This is a genomic window from Streptomyces sp. NPDC030820 (assembly GCF_055572075.1).
The window spans coordinates 319842-337562 of sequence record NZ_JBVIEB010000005.1; the positions used below are offsets into that span (position 1 = coordinate 319842).

Consider the following 17721-nt stretch of genomic DNA (forward strand, 5'->3'; position numbering starts at 1 on the left):
ATGGCCGAGAAGATGGCGATGGCGAAGGCCATCAACGAGTCGCTGCGCCGCGCCCTGGACGAGGACCCCAAGGTCCTCGTCATGGGTGAGGACGTCGGCAAGCTCGGCGGCGTGTTCCGGGTGACGGACGGCCTCCAGAAGGACTTCGGCGAGAGCCGCGTCATCGACACCCCGCTGGCCGAGTCCGGCATCGTCGGCACCGCGATCGGTCTCGCGCTTCGCGGCTACCGCCCGGTCGTGGAGATCCAGTTCGACGGTTTCGTCTTCCCGGCCTACGACCAGATCGTCACCCAGCTCGCGAAGATGCACGCGCGCTCGCTGGGCAAGGTCAAGATGCCGGTCGTCGTCCGCATCCCCTACGGTGGTGGCATCGGCGCGGTCGAGCACCACTCGGAGTCCCCCGAGGCGCTGTTCGCGCACGTGGCGGGCCTGAAGATCGTCTCTCCGGCGAACGCGTCGGACGCGTACTGGATGATGCAGCAGGCCATCCAGAGCGACGACCCGGTGATCTACTTCGAGCCCAAGCGCCGCTACTGGGACAAGGCCGAGGTGGACGTCGAGGCGATCCCCGCCCCGCTGCACAAGGCCCAGGTCGTCCGCGAGGGCACCGACCTCACCCTGGCGGCGTACGGCCCGATGGTGAAGCTGTGTCAGGAGGTCGCGGCGGCCGCGGCCGAGGAGGGCAAGTCCCTCGAGGTCCTGGACCTGCGCTCGGTGTCGCCGCTGGACTTCGACGCCATCCAGGCCTCGGTGGAGAAGACCCGCCGTCTGGTCGTGGTCCACGAGGCACCGGTGTTCTTCGGCTCCGGCGCGGAGATCGCCGCCCGGATCACCGAGCGCTGCTTCTACCACCTGGAGGCACCGGTCCTGCGGGTCGGCGGCTACCACGCCCCCTACCCGCCGGCCCGCCTGGAGGAGGAGTATCTGCCGGACCTGGACCGCGTGCTCGACGCCGTCGACCGCTCGCTGGCGTACTGAGGAGAAGGTCGTGACGACGATGACGGAAGAGTCCGTACGCGAGTTCAAGATGCCGGACGTCGGCGAGGGACTCACCGAGGCCGAGATCCTCAAGTGGTATGTCCAGCCGGGTGACACGGTCACCGACGGCCAGGTGGTGTGCGAGGTCGAGACCGCCAAGGCGGCCGTCGAACTGCCCATCCCCTACGACGGCGTGGTCCGCGAACTCCACTTTCCCGAGGGCACCACGGTCGACGTGGGCATGTCCATCATCGCGGTGGAAGTGGCCGGCGCGGCACCCGCCGAAGTCCCGGCCGAGCAGCCGAAGGCAGCTCCCGAGGAACCCGAGCCCGAGGCCAAGCCGCAGGGCCGCCAGCCGGTCCTGGTCGGCTACGGCGTGTCGACGTCCTCCACCAAGCGCCGCCCCCGCAAGGGCCCCGAGGTCACGGTCCCGGCGCCGGCCCAGGCGATCCAGACCGAGCTGAACGGCCACGGCCACGGCGCGGTCGTCGAGAAGCCCCGCCCGCTGGCCAAACCGCCGGTGCGCAAGCTGGCCAAGGACCTCGGCGTCGACCTCGCCACGATCACCCCGTCCGGCCCGGACGGCGTCATCACGCGCGAGGACGTCCACGCGGCGGCGACACCGAAGCCGGCCGAGCCGGTGGCCCCGGTCGCGGCGGCCCCGGTGGCGGCACCGGCCCCGGTCGCGTCCTACGACGGCGCCCGCGAGACCCGCATCCCGGTCAAGGGCGTCCGCAAGGCCACGGCGGCGGCGATGGTCGGCTCGGCCTTCACCGCGCCGCATGTCACCGAGTTCGTGACGGTCGACGTGACCCGCACGATGAAGCTGGTCGAGGAACTGAAGCAGGACAAGGAGATGCAGGGCCTGCGGGTCAACCCGCTGCTCCTGATCGCCAAGGCCCTGCTGGTCGCCATCAAGCGCAACCCGGAGATCAACGCGTCCTGGGACGAGGCCAACCAGGAGATCGTGCAGAAGCACTACGTCAACCTGGGCATCGCGGCGGCCACCCCGCGCGGCCTGATCGTGCCGAACATCAAGGACGCGCACGACAAGACGCTCCCGCAGCTGGCGGAGGCGCTCGGCGAGCTGGTGTCGACGGCCCGCGAGGGCAAGACCTCCCCGGCGGCCATGCAGGGCGGCACGGTGACCATCACCAACGTCGGCGTCTTCGGCGTCGACACCGGCACGCCGATCCTCAACCCCGGCGAGTCGGCGATCCTCGCGGTCGGCGCGATCAAGCTCCAGCCCTGGGTCCACAAGGGCAAGGTCAAGCCGCGCCAGGTGACGACCTTGGCGCTGAGCTTCGACCACCGCCTCGTCGACGGCGAGCTGGGCTCGAAGGTGCTGGCGGACGTGGCGGCGATTCTGGAGGAGCCGAAGAGGTTGATCACCTGGGCGTGACGGTTCCGGGTGGGCAGCGTTGGACAGCCTGAGGGGGGCGGCCGCAAATTCGTCTTGCGGCCGCCCCTCTCTGCTCTTCGGGGTAGTTCAGGGCTGGTTCAGCACGTACACCGGCGCCCCGTCATCGGCTCCGCCCCGGGAGCGGATGCAGGCGTGCTTCCGCAGCAGCCGCAGACATTCGTTGACGCGGTGCACCGAGAGGCCCGTACGGGCTGCGATCGATTCGAGCGGCTCGCGCAGCTCGCCCTTCTCCACGAGAACGGGGGCGATGACGACGGCCACGGTCCATACGTCGGCCGTGACGGAGAGGCGTTGCCGCCAGTCGGCCAGGACGGAGGCCGTGGTGGGCAGCCCCGCGACATGCCCATCAGGTGTCCGAGGGGCCGGTACCAGGGCGTCGAGGCGGTCCGCGATCCGTTCCATCGCCCGGACCATGGCCTGCTGCACGGCGAGGGTGGCTTTCTGCGTGGCCAGCATCTCCCGCTGCAGCTCGATCGATTTGCGCTGTCCGTTCGCCAGTTCCTCGTCCAGCTGGAGGTTGTGCGCCTCGAGCCGGACGATGGCCTCGGCGACCTGCTCGGGCATGGCGTACGCGATCGGAGCGCCCGGTTCGAGGGGTTGCACCTCGGCTTCTTCCAAAGTCCTTGGAGTGAGATGACATTCAGGTCTCGGCGCCACTCTCTACCTGCGGGAATGCTGAGACCGTAACCTCCGGTTAGGGTCTCGAGAGACTCTCGATGGTCGGCTGGCACATGGTCGGCGAGTGCCTTTTGCGGGTTGGTGTGCCCCAGTTCCTTGCACACATCCACCGCCGGAAACCAGTGACTCCCGTCCGGCATGGTCAGCCTCCGCACACGAGCTCCGGTCGCCGCGTACACGAAGTCGCTGATGTCGATCGCCTCGTGCCGTTCGGACGAGTCGGGGCGCCTGCTGGGTTCGCTCATGTGAACCACCTCCGCTGGGGAACGTAGAGCGGAGGAATTCAAATATGCCAGCTGCAAGGCTGATGTTCACGATTGAGGGTGAAGTTGGCGGAAAACTCCAGACATCGGGACCGGACGTCAGTCCTCGCCGACCTGATCAGGGGAGGAGCCGGCACGGCAGCACGCGCTCCTCGGCTCCGCCGTTTCCATCCGGTTCCACCCGGTACAAGCGGGCCTGCGCTGTACGCGTCACCGCCTCCGTCAGAGCGCCGCCGTTCCTCAACTGCGTTCTCGTGCCTCATCCCTGATGTTGCATCAGGGACTGATCAGGGTGCCGTCGGGGAGGTCACCGATGGTGATGGAGTGGCCACGGCGGCACGCTGGTGACATGACGAAATCCGCTGCTGCTCGCCCCCGTTCCGCTTCCGTCCGCCGTGTCGCCGCCATCGCGGGCGCCGCCGTCCTCGCCGGTACGGCGGTGGTGGGCGCGTCGGGTGCCGCCTACTCCGCGCCGCGCGTCATCGCGGCGACCACGACCGATTTCGGTGACTGCCCGCGCCTGCCCGACGGCGTCGACCCGGCCCGGTGGAGGTGCGAAGTGCACACCGCCGCCCCGCGGTTGACCATCGGCAAGGTCACGGTGAACCTCGCCCCGATCACCATGACGCACGCCGAAGGCCCGATGCCGGACGGAAGCAACGGCCAGGTGTGGGGCGCGATGCACAGCTCCCCCACCGCCATACCCGGGGGACTGACCGGCACACCGGCGGGGGATCGTGCGGCCGTCCTGGGGCTGGCGATACAACCGGAGTACGGCGGCCGGTCCGACTTCTACACCGGGCAGTTCAGTCTCCGCTTCCGGCTCCTCGGCCCGTTGGTGGCGGACGGCTGCACCATCGGCGCGGGCGAACCCGTCGACTTCCAGCTGAAGCGCTCCGGTCCCTCCAAGTGGGTCTCCCAGGACCCTCCGGTGATCGAGTTCTCGGCCTACGACGACACCTTCACCGCCCCGGCCGCCGAACACTGCGGGCCCCTCACCGCAGCCCTCAACCGACGCCTCGGCCTGCCGGCGGCCGAAGGCAACCTGCTCTCCTACGACGCCTCCTACACCTTCAAGATCTACGACCAGCTCCCCGCACAGGACGAGGACGAGAACCAGATGGGAGGAAACCGAGGGAACCTTTCGCGCTGACGCCGACTCCTGACCCGGCGACGCGGGCCCGACGGGGGACCGCACCGGCCTGAGAGGGGTCAGGCATGGCATCGCACACCGACCGTCCACACCGTCCACTGCCGAAGGACGAGCGTGCCGAGCACTGTCTGCTGGACGTGCGCTCCACCCGGCTGCATCTCGCCGAGTACGGCGGCACCGGCACCCCGCTGCTGATGCTGCACGGCTTCCCGCAGCACTGGTATGCCTGGCACAAGGTCGCCGGGCAGCTGTCCGGCGCACACCGGCGCGACGGATACCGGCTGCTCTGCCCGGACCTGCGCGGCTTCGGCTGGTCGCAGATCACGCGGGGCGGCTACGACATGGACAGCCTGGCGGACGACGCCCTCGCGCTGCTCGACACCCTCGGGCTGGAGCGGGTCGGGCTGGTCGGGCACGACTGGGGAGCGCACCTCGGCTTCCGGCTGTGCCTGAGGGCGCCGGAGCGGTTCAGCGGTTACCTCGCGCTGAACATGACCCACCCCTGGCCCCGGCACCGCGCGGTCCTGCCCAACCTGTGGCGGCTGTGGTTCACCGCGTTCGTCGAGTACCCGGTGCTCGGGCGGGCCGTGCTGCGGCACTGGCCCGGCTTCACCCGCTTCCTGCTGCGCCACCAGGTCGCCGAGCCGGCGGCCGTGTGGACGGAGACGGAGATCGTCGAGTACGCCACCGCCACCTCGGAGAGTGCCCGAGCCGTCCAGTCCCTGTTCTGGCAGTACGTCCGGCACGACATTCCCGCGCTGCTACGGGGCACCGCGCGGCGGCAGCGGCTGACCGTGCGGACGCTGCTGCTCGGCGGGGAGCGGGACAACGTGGTCGTGCCGTCGATGCTGGCGGGCGCCGAGCCGTACGCCGACGAGCTGCGTGTGCGGCTGGTCCCGGGGGCCGGGCACTATCTGCCGCAGGAGCGGCCGGAGGAGGTGGCGGCGGCGATCCGCGAACGGTTCGCCCCCTTCGCCCGAGAGGCCCAGGAGGTCTAACGCAGCGCCGCCCGCTCGGCGACCCGGTCGACGAACGCCCGCCCGCGCCGTTCGCCGAGCAGGCGGCCGTAGAGCCACTGGGCGGGGCGCAGGGCGGTGGGGCGGGTCGCGCCGAGGACGGCGAAGCGGGTGCCGCCGGCCTCGGGGGCGGCCGCCATGCCGCCGACGATCAGCCGGGACTGCATCAGGCACCAGCCGGGAGAGAGCCGTACCTCGAAGGACTCCGTCAGACCCGAACGGCCCACCGCAAGCCCCCGTTTGCGGTCCGCGTCGCCGGGCGGCACGCGGAACTCGCGGAGGAACGGCACCAGATGGGGCAGTTCCGCCTCCAGGTCGGCGGCCACCGTCCACACCCGGTCGAACGGCAGCGCCAGATGCTCCTCGGTGTACAGACCGGCGTGCAGTCCCGCGGCCAGCACCCGCAGCCGCAGCACCGGATCGGAGGAACTCATCGTGACCACGCCTTCCGGAAGGAGGAACGGGCCCGGCTCAGCCGGGACTTGACAGTGCCCTGGGGTACGCCGAGCAGGGCGGCGACGGTGGCCTCGTCCAGGCCTTCCAGCTCGCGCAGGACGAGCACCGCGCGGTGCCGGACCGGCAGCCGGGCCAGTGCGTCCCGCACGTCGGCCGGCAACTCGCCGTCGGCGTCCGTGCGCAGTCCGCCGAGGCGGGCCAGGTCGGCGGGGTCGGCCGGTTCCTCGGCGGCGGTGCGGCGGGCGACCCGTACCGCCTCGCGCACCGTGGTCGTACGCACCCAGCCGTAGCAGGCCTGTGGGTCGCGGAGTGTGCGCAGGCCCTTGAAGACGGCCAGCAGCGACTCCTGTACGGCGTCGGCCACGTCGTGCGGGGCGATCGGACGGCAGAGCCGGGTCACGTACGGGGTGACCAGCGTGAGCAGTTCGTCCATGGCCAGGGCGTCCCCGTCCTGTGCGGCCCGGACCAGTGCGGCGGCCGTGTCCCAGGGTGCCGGCCGGCCGTCGTCCTCCCCCTGGATGTCCATGGTCGGCTCAGTCCCGCGACCGCAGCGCGTTCAGCAGGGCCGCGCCCCGTTCGGCGTCGTCCACGCTCACGGCGAAGTCCGTGCGGCGGCCCCGGGGGCGTACGACCAGGCAGTCGCCGGCGCGGAGCATGACGGTCGTGCCGAGGCCGCTGAGGCGGTAGCCCCAGCCGCCGACCTGGGAGGGCTGCCGGCGCTCGGCGCGGGCGGACTCGATGGCGGTCGGCGACCAGCGGCGGGCGGGCCAGCCGAGCGGGCCGAACGACACCTCCAGGCCGGCTTCCGACACCTTGGCCTGGACGGAGGAGGAGAGGGCACCGGTGAGCGAGACGGTGGCGCAGCCGACGCACAGCGGGACCAGCACGACGGTATCCGCCAGACCGGCGACCAGTGCCACCAGCGCGCCGACGGCGATCAGACCGGTCAGCGCGGCCAGCAGTTGCAGCCAGGGGTTGGCCGCGCGGGAGAACCACACCAGCCGCTCCCCCTCGGGCAGGTTCAGCGCGGGGGTCGGGGCGGTCGGCGGGGTGGAGTCGGTGCGGGTGGTCAGCCACCAGGCCAGCACCCCGGCGACCGCCGCCAGGGCCAGGGGAAGCAGGACCCCGAGCGCCGGTTCGCGGGCCTCGTGCCAGTCGGTGCGGTCGAGGTTCGCGCGGACGACGGAGGCCTGTGCGCCGACGAGCACCGCCGCCGTGGGCGCCAGCGCGATCGCCCGCCAGGGGCGTGCGGCCGGCCAGGAACGACGCCATCGCACGCTCAGCGCGAGGGCGATCAGCAACCAGATACCGGCCGGGAACAGGGAGGCCGCCCACAGCGGCATCGAGCCGTCGGGGGCGGCACCCCCGCTCCAGTGGGTCGCCAGCCGGTCCGGCAGTCGGCTGTGCGCGGCCCAGGGCAGGCCCGCGAGCAGCGCGGCGACGGCCACCGTGCACCCCGCGAGCCCCCAGCGTCCGGCGCGACTTCGGGCACCTGTCCGCTCGTACGCGTCGCGGTCCCGGTCGTCCTCGTCCTGGTCCCGGTCGTCCCGGTCCCGTTCGTCCCCGTCGGTCATGTCGTCGTCCCCCGGATCATCTCGATGAGGTCGGTGCGGCTGTAGCCGAGCCGGGATGCCTCCACGACCAGCTCCCGCACTCTGATCTGCAGTCCGGAGCGCCGGGCCGCCCCCTCGGCGACGGTGATCCCGCGGCCGCGGCGGAACTCCAGCAGGCCCTCGTCCCGCAGTTCACGCAGGCCGCGCAGGACGGTGTTGACGTTGATGTCCAGGGCCGTGGAGAGATCGCGGGCCGAGGGCAGCCGGTCGCCGGTGCGGCACTCGCCCTCGGCGATGGCCCGCCGGATCGCCGCCGCGACCTGCTCGTGCAGGGGGCGGGTGTCGGTCTTGTCCAGACGCAGCAGCATGGTGCCAATGACACTAGCACCATCGGCTTCATTGTGCGCCCGGGCAGCAGAACGGGCCCGCCGCTGGCGTGCGACGGGCCCGTCGGTGTCCGGTGAGGCGTCAGCCGAGCTTGGCGAAGCCGTAGTCGAGGAGCTTCTTCGCGTCCGACTCGCGCTGGGGGATGGAGGTGGAGGCGAGGACGGTGCCGATGACCGTCTTGTTGTTGCGGATGGCGGCGAAGACCAGGCAGTAGCCGGCCTCCGGGCCGGAGCCCGTCTTCACGCCGATGGTGCCGCTGTAGCTGCTCAGCAGACCGTTGGTGTTGGTCCACGGGGCCATCGTGCGGATGCTGCCCGTCGAGGTGATCGTCTTCGCGGTGTACGACTTCGTCTTGACGATCGTGCGGAACGTGGAGTTCTGCATCGCGCTGCTGGCGATCTTCGTGAGGTCGCGCGGCGTCGAGTAGTTGTTGCCGTTGCCGATGCCGTCGAAGGAGTCGAAGTGCGTGTTCGTGAGATTGAGGCTCTTGGCGGCGGCGTTCATCTTGCTGATGAAGTTCGACACGCGCGCGGCACGGGTGGTGCCGGTGCCGTACGTGTCGGCGAGCGCGTAGGCGGCGTCGCAGCCGGACGGCAGCATCAGGCCGTACAGCAGCTGGCGGACGGTGACCTTGTCGCCGACGATCAGGTGCGCCTGGGAGGCGTTGTTCGCGACGACGTAGTCGCTGTACGCCTTCTGGATCGTCACCTTCTTGTCGAGGTTGAGGTTCGACTGTGCGAGCACGACCTTGGCGGTCATGATCTTGGTGGTGGAGCCGGTGGAGCGTCGGGTGTCCGCTGCCTTGGTGTAGAGCGTCGTCTTGCTCGCGTTGTTCATCACGTAGCCGCCCTTGGCCACGATCGTGGGCGTCGTGAGGGCCTGAGCGGGCGTCGCGGTGAGGGCACCGGTCGCGAGCAGCGCGCCGGAGGTGACGGCGACGGCGACGGCTCTGCGGATGCGGGTGCTGCGGGTGCCCTTAATGCCGGTAATCAAAGTGATGTACCCCGATTGTCGTGAATTCCCCAAAAATGCGGCCGAGTTGAGGTGGCAAGAGCAGAGGGCCGCATGCGTGAGACACGTAAGTAGCACAGAAGGTTGTGCGGCCGCTGTGTGCGATCTTCGTCACATCCACCGCCATGTCCGCCGCGGCGTCCGGATGTTGGACGCCGCGGCCGCATGCGTACGTGTTGTATCTATCCTGTGGACATGCAGACGGCCGTACAGCAGCCCACCCGTCGAGACCCCAAGCCCCCGCCCGCCGCCGACCGCGTGTACGCCCATGTCAAGCAGGGCGTTCTCGACCGCCGTTACGAGGGCGGCACCCTGCTCACCGAGGGGGAGCTGGCCGAGGCCGTCGGGGTCTCGCGCACGCCCGTGCGGGAGGCGCTGCTGCGACTGGAGGCCGAGGGCCTGATCCGGCTCTACCCGAAGAAGGGCGCGCTGGTACTGCCGGTCTCCGCGCAGGAGATCGCGGACGTGGTGGAGACCCGCCAGCTGGTCGAGGAGCACGCCGCGCGCAAGGCCGTACCCGCCCCGCCCGGCCTGCTCGAACGGCTGACCGAGCTGCTGGAGCTGCAGAAGGCGCAAGCCGCCGCCGGTGATCTGGCCGCGGCCGCGGTGACCGACCGCAACTTCCACGCCGAGATCGTGCGCAGCGGCGGCAACGAGATCCTGTCCCGGCTCTACGACCAACTGCGCGACCGGCAGCTGCGGATGGGCGTCGCCGTCATGCACTCCCACCCCGACCGGATCGCCAAGACGCTCACCGAGCACGAGGAGATCCTGGACGCGCTGCGCGCCGGGGACGCGGAGGCGGCCGTCGGGGTCGTGCACCGGCATGTGAGCTGGTTCGAGCACCTCGCGCGGGGTGAGGTCCGATGAGCGGTCCGGCGCGCAACCTCACCCTTCCGGGTGATCCACCGGGCGGCCGACGCGCCGTCACCGTGTGGTCCATAGGCGTCGCCGTCTACTTCGTCGCCGTCATCTTCCGTACGTCACTGGGCGTGGCGGGGCTGGACGCGGCGGACCGCTTCCATGTGAACGCGTCCGCCCTGTCGACGTTCTCCATCCTCCAGCTGCTGGTCTACGCCGGCATGCAGATACCCGTCGGCCTGCTGGTCGACCGGCTCGGCACGAAGAAGGTGCTGAGCATCGGGGCAATCCTCTTCACGGCCGGTCAGCTGGGCTTCGCCTTCTCGCCCTCGTACGGCACCGCTCTCGCCTCCCGTGCCCTGCTGGGCTGTGGTGACGCGATGACCTTCATCAGCGTGCTGCGGCTCGGCACCCGCTGGTTCCCGGCCCGGCGCGGGCCGCTGGTCGCGCAGCTCGCGGGGCTGGCCGGCATGGGGGGCAACCTGGTCTCCACGCTGCTCCTCGCCCGGATGCTGCACGGCGTCGGCTGGACTCCGGCGTTCGCCGGGAGCGCGCTCGCGGGTGTCGTCGTCCTCGTCCTGACGCTGCTGTTCCTGAAGGACCATCCCGAGGGGCACGAGCCGGAGCCGGCGCCGCACCAGGGCGTGGCGTATGTGCGCCGGCAGATCGCGGCGGCCTGGCGGGAGCCGGGGACCCGCCTCGGGCTGTGGGTGCACTTCACCACCCAGTTCCCGGCGATGGTGTTCCTGCTGCTGTGGGGCCTGCCGTTCCTGGTCCAGGCGCAGGGGCTCAGCCGGGCCACGGCCGGTGAGCTGCTCACCCTGGTCGTGCTGTCCAACATGATGATCGGGCTGGTCTACGGCCAGATCATCGCCCGGCACCACGCGGCGCGGCTGCCGCTGGCGCTGGGCACGGTCGGGGCGACCGCGCTGCTGTGGGCCTCGACGCTGCTGTATCCCGGTGCGCATGCGCCGATGTGGCTGCTGGTGGTGCTGTGCACGGTGCTGGGGGCGTGCGGGCCGGCCTCGATGATCGGGTTCGACTTCGCGCGGCCGGCCAATCCGCCCGAGCGGCAGGGGACGGCGTCCGGTATCACCAACATGGGTGGTTTCATCGCCTCGATGACGACGTTGTTCGCGGTCGGGGTGCTGCTGGACGCCACCGGGGACGACTACGCCGTGGCGTTCTCGGCGGTGTTCGTGCTGCAGGCCCTCGGGGTGTCCCAGATACTGCGGCTCCGCGGGCGGGCAGCCCGGCGTGAGCGTGAACGGTTGGTCGCCAGCCGGGTGGAGACGGTGCACGTTCCCGCATAGGTGCCCTGTGCCGGTGCGGGCCTCACTGGGGGCTGCCGCCCCCAGACCCCACACCCACCGGCACTACGGCGTCACCGTGAAGTTGCGCAGGATCGCCGCCGTCAGCTCCGGATCGCCCTCGGTCTTCACCCGGTCCGCCACGGCCTCCGGGGTGACGCGGCCGCAGGCAAGGCGGACGTAGGTCTCCCAGTCGAGGGTGAGGCCGGCGGCGGGGCCGAGGGCCGGGACGGTTTCCAGGGTGCCGCGGCCCTGGATGTCGACGCGGATGGTGCGCAGGAACTCCACCGGACCGTGCACGTCGAAGACGATGGCCGAACTGCGCGGTGCGTCGGCGTCCTTCGCCACGACCTTGGGGAGTGCCTCCAGGAGGACGTCCCGGGCCACGTACGCGCCCGGCGAGTCCAGGTTGCCGGGGCGGCCGAGGGCCGTACGCAGATCCTGCTCGTGCACCCATACGTCGAAGGCACGGGCGCGGTAGGCCTGTTCCACCGTGATCTCCGTGCCCAGCGGGCCGCGGACCGTGGTGCCGGGGTCCCGCGACTCGTTGCGCAGCTGGCGGTTGCGGCGGATGACCGTGTACTCCAGCTCGGCCGTCATCTCCGGCGCCGTGTGGTGGCGGCGGACGTCGACCTGTATCTCCATGTACCGCTGGTGCTCGTTGGTGACGTGGAAGAGGTCACGGGGGAGGGTGTGGATCGGGCGCGGGTCGCCGAGCATCTCGCAGTCCATGCCGATGATGTGCGACACGATGTCCCGGACCGACCAGCCGGGGCAGGGGGTCCGCCGGTTCCACTCGCTCTCCGCGAGCGACTGGACCATCTCGGATATCGCGTCGATGGAGTGCGTCCAGGCGTCGGCGTAGGGCTGGAGGGTGGGATGCAGACTCACGGAACGGGACCCCTCGGCGATCGGTACACGGGCAGGTTGTGGCGGCGTTGCCAGCGGGCGGCGGCTGCACTTCGGCGGGCGTCTGGGAGTCCCCCTGGTTCTCGGCTTCGCTCGAACCGGGAGGGACCCCCAAGTTACGCTGCCTTCAGGCACCCCGGCAGTGCTTTCGTGTGACGATCGTAGGCCCGTGTGGACGACTCGAATGCCAGGACGGTGGTAGTGTGCGCGCCTCGCTGATCCAGATCGCTGTGAACGAGGACGAATCGGTCGACACCCGGCGGCAGCGGGTGGCCGCGCTGGTCGGGGAACAGGCCGGTGCCGATCTGGTGGTCCTGCCCGAGCTGTGGACCACCGGCGCCTTCGCCTACGAGGAGTTCGGCCGCGAGGCCGAGCCGCTCGAAGGGCCGACGTACGAGACGATGGCCAAGGCCGCGAGCGACGCGGGCGTCTGGCTGCACGCGGGCTCGATTCCCGAGCGTGACCCTGACGGGCCCCTCTACAACACCTCTCTCGTCTTCTCCCCCTCCGGTGAGCTTGCCGCCGCCTACCGCAAGATCCATCGCTTCGGCTTCGACAAGGGCGAGGCCGTGCTGATGGGCGCGGGGCGGGATCTGGTGACGGTGCGGCTGCCCGGGACCACGCTCGGCGTGGCCACCTGTTACGACCTCCGTTTCCCCGAACTCTTCCGGTCACTGGTCGACGCCGGCGCCGAGACGCTGGTGATCCCGGCGGGCTGGCCCGAGCGGCGACGCGCGCACTGGACGCTGCTGGCTCAGGCGCGGGCGGTGGAGAACCAGGCGTTCGTGCTCGCGTGTGGAACGGCCGGGACGCATGCCGGAGTTCCGCAGGCGGGTCACTCGATCGTGGTGGATCCATGGGGCGAGGTGCTCGCCGAGGCGGGCCCGGACGAGGAGGTCCTCACCGTCGACTTCGACCCGGCGAAGGTCGCGACCACCCGCGAGCAGTTCCCGGCGCTGAAGGACCGCGTGCTGGGCCTGGAACCGCCGCGCCGCTGAGGGCCTCCCGGCCGGCCTCAGTCCTCTTCCCGCTCCTTCTGCGCGAGATGGATCACGCACACCGCCACCGCGATCAGCAGGGCCGGGTCCACGTCCTCGCGCACGATGTCGACGCCGTAGGTGTCGCGGAGGGTCAGCCAACGGCGGGAGATCACGGCCAGGAGTTCGCCGTCGTACTCGATGGCGAACTCGTGGTCGAGGATCTTGCCGCTGACGTCCAGCTCGGTGCCGTCGACCAGGGCCACCCGGTAGTGGTTGCGCAGCAGGGACAGCCGTTTGCGCTTGATGGTGGCCAGGCCCTCGCCGTCCCGCTCGATCACCATGGTGTCGCGCAGCGCCAGCATCTTCTGGTGGATGTCGATCAGCACGCGCCCGTGCGCGTCCTTCAGCTGGAAGGTGTCCCGCAGCCGCATGGCCTTGCCGTCGACGAGGAAGACCTTCCGGCCGTGCTCGTCCTCGATCCAGTAGTCGTCGCCGATGCCGAGCAGCCGGTCGTGTACGAGGAGTCTCATGCGGGTACCGTTCCCCGCCGCGCGTTGATCGTCACGGTCCGCTCGGCCGAAGCGCCCGCCGACCGCGCTCGTCAGGACCCGAACCGCCTGCGGTACGCCGATGGGCTGAGCCCCGTCTCGCGGCGCAGCCGGGCCCGCAGGTTGGCCGCCGTACCCAGGCCGCTGCGGGCCGCGACGACGTCCAGGCGCTCCTCGCCCCGCTCGATCAGCCGGCAGGCCAGCGCCACCCGCTCCCCGGTGAGCCAGGCCAGCGGGGTCGTACCCAGCTGCGCGCGGAAGCGGCGGTGCAGGGTGGCGGGGCTGACGGCCGCACGGGCGGCGAGGTCCGCCACGGTCAGCGGCTCGCCCAGCCGCCCCTGCGCCCAGGCCAGCAGCGGGCCGAGCGACTCGTCGGGCACCTCGGGCAGCGGGCGCTCCACGAACTGCCGCTGGCCGCCGTCGCGGTGGGCGGCGAAGACCAGGCGCCGGGAGACGGCATTGGCGAGTTCGGCGCCGTGGTCGCGGCGCCAGAGGTGCAGCCCGAGGTCGAGTGCGGCCGCGCTGCCGGCGGCGGTGAGGATGTCGCCCTCGTCCACGAAGAGGACGTCCGGCTCCAGCAGCACCTTGGGATGCAGGTCCCGGAAGGTGTCCGCCCACATCCAGTGGGTGGTGGCCCGGCGCCCGTCGAGCAGTCCGGACTCGGCGAGGGCGAAGCTGCCCGTGCAGAAGCTGACGATGCGCGCCCCGCGCGCGTGGCTGCGCCGGATGGCCTCCAGGACGTCGGCGCCGCGCGGTACGACGTTGTCGGGGCGTCCGGGGACGACGAGGGTGTCGGCCTCGTCCACCGCCTCCAGGCCGGGTACGCCGGTGAGGGTGAAGAAGCCGTGGTTCATCCGGATCCGCGGGGTGGGCGTGCACAGCGTGACCGTGTACAGCGGTCCTCGGTCGCCCAGTTCGGGCCGGGGCAGTCCGAACAGTTCGGTCGCGACACCCACCTCGAAGGGGTTGGTGCCCGCGTCCACGATCACGACGACCCGGTGCGGCGGCACGACCCGGTGCGGTGCCTGAGAGGATCCTTGCGGCATATGCGATTCCTAGCACTCGTGGGGAGGTACCGGAACCCCGCACGATGACCCCATGGAACCCATCTCCGAACCCATCGCCCTGGACAAGGCCTTCGCCTCCTTCACCGAGTGCTGGAGCCCGCGCATCGTCGCCGCCGTCAACGACTACGACGTCCGTATCGCCAAGTTCGAGGGCGAACACGTGTGGCATGTGCACGAGGACACGGACGAGTTCTTCCTGGTCCTCGACGGCGAGGTGCACCTCGGTCTGCGCGAGCCGGCCGGGGAGCGCACGCTCGTCCTGACCAGGGGCTCGGTGTTCACCGTCCCACGCGGCACCTATCACAAGCCGTCCGCGCCCCGCCGCGCCCAGGTCCTCCTCTTCGAGCCCACCGGCACGCTCTCGGTCGGCGACCGGCACGAGGAGGTTCCCGGCCACGTGGACGTGACCACGGGCCACGCGCTGACCTGACCGGCCGCTGGAGTGCCATGTGCCGTGGGGTGTCGGGCGGGTGAACATCCGGTGCTGGCAAGGGAGTTGGCCAACCAATGACGGTGGCGGCGAGTCGGACGTCGCGTAAGGACACCACTCCCCACGCTCCTCCCGGAGGACCCGTCATGACCCGCATGCCCTCGGCACGTGCCCTCGCCCTGGCCCTCGGCGCCGCCCTGGCCATACCGCTCACGTTCGCCGGTACGGCCGGCGCGGCCACGCCGGCGGCCACCGCCGCGGTCAACCAGTACGACTGGCAGCTCACCTACCAGGCCGCCCCCGGCCAGACCAATCAGGCCAGCGTCACCGCCTCCCGCACCGCGGACCGCGCCGGCATCACCTATGTGATCGACGACGTCGTCCCGATCAAGGCGGGCCACGACTGCGCCCACCCCGACCGCGCGGACCGCACGAAGGTCTCCTGCACCGTCACTCTCGTGGACAGCCAGGACCCGTACGCCGCCCTGATCATGAACCTCGGCGACCGCGACGACACGCTCGCCTACGACAACGCCACCGACCAGGTCTACTCCTACGCCCAGATCTCGCTGGGCGCGGGCAACGACAAGGCGGCCGACTCCGGCCGCCTCGACGGCGCCCACGTCTCGGGCGACGCCGGCAACGACACCATCACCGTCGGCGCCGAGGGCCTGGCCTGGGGCGGTGACGGCAACGACACGATCGGCGCGAGCGGCGGTGACAACATCGTCCAGGGCGGCAAGGGCGACGACGTGCTGCACGGCGGCTCCGGCGCCCAGTACCTGTCCGGCGACGACGGCAAGGACGCGATCACCGGCGGAACCGGCGACGACCTCCTGTACGGCGGCACGGGCGACGACGTCCTGTACGGCAACAGCGGCAACGACAAGCTCTACGGCAACAGCGGCAACGACAGGCTGTACGGCGGCCCCGGCCGGGACATGCTCTCCGGCGGCCCCGGCACGGATGTGATCCACCAGGACTGAGGGCGCGACGGACCCGGGAGCACCCGTCGGATCAGGCGCCCGCGTCAGACGCCGTACCCGTCGGTGTAGCCGTCGTCGCGGTAGTGGTGGTGATGGTGCGGGTCCTCCTCCACCACCGGCGTCGGCGGGACCACGACCCGCCGGCGCCGTGCGATGCCGCTGAACGTCGCGATGCCGATCAGGCCCACGGCCATCAGGATCACGCCTACGACGTCGAGGTTGACGCCGCGCATGTGCCAGTCGGTCGCGAATGTGAGGATTGCTCCCACGGCTATGAGGATGATGCATCCGCCGAGCCCCATGAGACCTCGCCTCCCCTTCCGGTGCCGGAATCTCCGGTCCCGGCCGGGTACCCGGCGAGGTCCCGGCTAGCCCTCCAGAAACGCCGTCAGGGCGTTCGCCAGCAGGAACGGGTCGTCGGCGCCGCACAGTTCACGCACGCTGTGCATGGAGAGGATCGCGACGCCGATGTCGACCGTGCGGATGCCGTGGCGGGCGGCGGTGATGGGGCCGATCGTCGTGCCGCACGGCATGGAGTTGTTGGAGACGAACGACTGGAAGGGCACGTCCGCCTTCTCGCAGGCCGCCGCGAAGATGGCCCGGCCCGAACCGTCCGTGGCGTAGCGGTTGTTGACGTTGACCTTGAGGATCGGGCCGCCGTTGACCCGGGGGTGGTGCGTGGGGTCGTGCCGCTCGGCGTAGTTGGGGTGCACGGCGTGGCCGGTGTCGGAGGACAGGCACACCGTGCCGGCGAAGGCCCGGGCCCGGTCCTCGTACGAGCCGCCGCGGGCGAAGACCGAGCGCTCCAGCACGCTGCCGAGCAGCGGGCCGTCCGCGCCGGTGTCCGACTGGGAGCCGTTCTCCTCGTGGTCGAAGGCGGCCAGCACCGGGATGCGGCTGAGCGGGGCGCCGGAGGCCGCGGCCGAGACGAGTGCGGCCGTGGCCGCGTGCACCGACAGCAGATTGTCCATGCGCGGGCCGGCGACCAGCTCCCGGTCCCGGCCGAGGTAGGCCGGGGCCTCCACCGGGTGCGTCATCAGGTCCCAGCCGGTGACCGAGCCGGCCGTAAGTCCCGCCTCCTGCTCCAGAAAGGCGATCAGATCGCCGTCGCGCACCTCGTCGCCGAGGCCCCAGACCGGCTGCAGATGACGCTGCTTGTCGAGCTTGAGCCCCTCGGTGCTGACCGAGCGGTCCAGATGGATGGCCAGCTGGGGCACGCGCAGCAGCGGCCGGTCCACGTTGACCAGGACCGTGGAGCCGTCCCGCAGGCTCAGCCGGCCGGCCAGGCCCAGGTCGCGGTCCAGCCAGGAGTTCATCAGCGGGCCGCCGTAGATCTCGACGGCGACCTGACGCCAGCCGTGCGCCCCGCTGTCCGGACGCGGCTTGACACGGAGGTTCGGGGAGTCGGTGTGCGCGCCGACGATGTGGAACGGCGTGTGCGGCTCGGCGCCCTCGGGGACGTACCAGGCGATGATCGCGCCGCCGCGCAGCACGTACTTGCCGCCGCTCGCGGAGTCCCAGGCGTCCGTCTCGGCGACCTGCCGGAAGCCCGCCTTCTCCAGCCGCTCGGCGGTGTTCGCCACGGCGTGGTACGGCGTCGGGCTCGCCGCCAGGAAGGACATCAGGTCGTCGGTGTGGCCGCGGTCGAAGCGGGCTGGTGCGCTCATGGGTTCACCTTAACGACGTGCACGGGCCCGCTCCCGGAAAGGGAG

The 17721-nt window shown here is 71.1% G+C and carries 19 protein-coding genes and 1 pseudogene; 9 read left to right on the forward strand and 11 right to left on the reverse strand.

Annotation, left to right across the window (positions count from 1 at the left end):
- Entirely contained in the window at positions 1–978 is a 978-nt protein-coding gene (locus ACZ418_RS16450; protein WP_468362823.1) for an alpha-ketoacid dehydrogenase subunit beta, read from the forward strand.
- A 10-nt stretch (positions 979–988) separates the two neighbouring features.
- Positions 989–2380: a dihydrolipoamide acetyltransferase family protein gene (locus ACZ418_RS16455; protein ID WP_468362825.1), complete on the forward strand. Its 1392-nt coding sequence runs from the start codon at positions 989–991 to the stop codon at positions 2378–2380.
- 87 nt (positions 2381–2467) lie between these two features.
- On the opposite strand, the pseudogene ACZ418_RS16460 reads toward ACZ418_RS16455, so the two are convergent.
- Positions 2468–3324, reverse strand: a pseudogene (locus ACZ418_RS16460) (BRO-N domain-containing protein).
- Between the two features lie 367 nt (positions 3325–3691).
- Between ACZ418_RS16460 and ACZ418_RS16465 the strand changes: the two are divergent.
- Together ACZ418_RS16465 and ACZ418_RS16470 are read left to right on the forward strand one after the other, a co-directional pair.
- Positions 3692–4495: a hypothetical protein gene (locus tag ACZ418_RS16465; RefSeq protein ID WP_468362827.1), complete on the forward strand. Its 804-nt coding sequence runs from the start codon at positions 3692–3694 to the stop codon at positions 4493–4495.
- 65 nt (positions 4496–4560) lie between these two features.
- Positions 4561–5493, forward strand: a complete 933-nt coding sequence (locus ACZ418_RS16470; protein ID WP_468362829.1) for an alpha/beta fold hydrolase — start codon at positions 4561–4563, stop codon at positions 5491–5493.
- Here the strand turns inward: ACZ418_RS16470 and ACZ418_RS16475 are convergent.
- The 5 genes from ACZ418_RS16475 to ACZ418_RS16495 form a co-directional block, all read right to left on the reverse strand.
- Entirely contained in the window at positions 5490–5945 is a 456-nt protein-coding gene (locus tag ACZ418_RS16475) for a hypothetical protein (protein ID WP_468362831.1), read from the reverse strand. The two genes, ACZ418_RS16470 and ACZ418_RS16475, sit on opposite strands and share 4 nt — an antisense overlap.
- Positions 5942–6493 (reverse strand): RNA polymerase sigma factor, encoded by a 552-nt coding sequence (locus tag ACZ418_RS16480; RefSeq protein WP_468362833.1) that lies wholly within the window; start codon positions 6491–6493, stop codon positions 5942–5944. Before ACZ418_RS16480 ends, ACZ418_RS16475 begins: the two co-directional genes overlap by 4 nt.
- Before the next feature lie 7 nt (positions 6494–6500).
- Complete coding sequence (locus ACZ418_RS16485; RefSeq protein WP_468362835.1) at positions 6501–7541, reverse strand: SdpI family protein; 1041 nt, start codon at positions 7539–7541, stop codon at positions 6501–6503.
- Positions 7538–7888 (reverse strand): GntR family transcriptional regulator, encoded by a 351-nt coding sequence (locus ACZ418_RS16490; protein WP_468362837.1) that lies wholly within the window; start codon positions 7886–7888, stop codon positions 7538–7540. Before ACZ418_RS16490 ends, ACZ418_RS16485 begins: the two co-directional genes overlap by 4 nt.
- Positions 7889–7988: 100 nt before the next feature.
- Positions 7989–8900: a D-alanyl-D-alanine carboxypeptidase family protein gene (locus tag ACZ418_RS16495; RefSeq protein WP_468362839.1), complete on the reverse strand. Its 912-nt coding sequence runs from the start codon at positions 8898–8900 to the stop codon at positions 7989–7991.
- A 213-nt stretch (positions 8901–9113) separates the two neighbouring features.
- Between ACZ418_RS16495 and ACZ418_RS16500 the strand changes: the two genes are divergently transcribed.
- A complete protein-coding gene (locus ACZ418_RS16500; RefSeq protein WP_468362841.1) occupies positions 9114–9788 on the forward strand; it encodes a GntR family transcriptional regulator in 675 nt (224 codons plus the stop codon).
- Complete coding sequence (locus ACZ418_RS16505) at positions 9785–11092, forward strand: MFS transporter (RefSeq protein WP_468362843.1); 1308 nt, start codon at positions 9785–9787, stop codon at positions 11090–11092. Before ACZ418_RS16500 ends, ACZ418_RS16505 begins: the two co-directional genes overlap by 4 nt.
- A 63-nt stretch (positions 11093–11155) precedes the next feature.
- Here ACZ418_RS16505 and ACZ418_RS16510 read toward each other — a convergent pair whose 3' ends face one another.
- Positions 11156–11980, reverse strand: a complete 825-nt coding sequence (locus tag ACZ418_RS16510) for a maleylpyruvate isomerase family mycothiol-dependent enzyme (protein ID WP_468362845.1) — start codon at positions 11978–11980, stop codon at positions 11156–11158.
- Between the two features lie 221 nt (positions 11981–12201).
- On the opposite strand from ACZ418_RS16510, the gene ACZ418_RS16515 reads away from it, so the two are divergent.
- Positions 12202–12996 carry a carbon-nitrogen family hydrolase gene (locus ACZ418_RS16515; protein ID WP_468362847.1) on the forward strand — a complete coding sequence of 265 codons (795 nt, stop codon included), beginning with the start codon at positions 12202–12204 and terminating at the stop codon, positions 12994–12996.
- 17 nt (positions 12997–13013) lie between these two features.
- On the opposite strand, the gene ACZ418_RS16520 is transcribed toward ACZ418_RS16515, so the two are convergent.
- On the reverse strand, positions 13014–13508 hold the full coding sequence (locus tag ACZ418_RS16520; protein ID WP_468362849.1) for an LURP-one-related/scramblase family protein: 495 nt from the start codon (positions 13506–13508) through the stop codon (positions 13014–13016).
- A 71-nt stretch (positions 13509–13579) separates the two neighbouring features.
- Entirely contained in the window at positions 13580–14572 is a 993-nt protein-coding gene (locus ACZ418_RS16525) for a helix-turn-helix domain-containing protein (RefSeq protein WP_468362851.1), read from the reverse strand.
- A 52-nt stretch (positions 14573–14624) separates the two neighbouring features.
- On the opposite strand from ACZ418_RS16525, the gene ACZ418_RS16530 reads away from it, so the two are divergent.
- A complete protein-coding gene (locus tag ACZ418_RS16530; RefSeq protein ID WP_468362853.1) occupies positions 14625–15023 on the forward strand; it encodes a cupin domain-containing protein in 399 nt (132 codons plus the stop codon).
- A 146-nt stretch (positions 15024–15169) separates the two neighbouring features.
- A complete protein-coding gene (locus ACZ418_RS16535) occupies positions 15170–16009 on the forward strand; it encodes a calcium-binding protein (RefSeq protein WP_468362855.1) in 840 nt (279 codons plus the stop codon).
- Positions 16010–16053: 44 nt separating this feature from the next.
- Here the strand turns inward: ACZ418_RS16535 and ACZ418_RS16540 are convergent, their stop codons facing one another.
- Positions 16054–16311 carry a DUF6458 family protein gene (locus tag ACZ418_RS16540; protein ID WP_468362857.1) on the reverse strand — a complete coding sequence of 86 codons (258 nt, stop codon included), beginning with the start codon at positions 16309–16311 and terminating at the stop codon, positions 16054–16056.
- A gap of 66 nt (positions 16312–16377) precedes the next feature.
- Complete coding sequence (locus ACZ418_RS16545) at positions 16378–17676, reverse strand: M18 family aminopeptidase (RefSeq protein ID WP_468362859.1); 1299 nt, start codon at positions 17674–17676, stop codon at positions 16378–16380.
- Between the last annotated feature and the right edge of the window lie 45 nt (positions 17677–17721).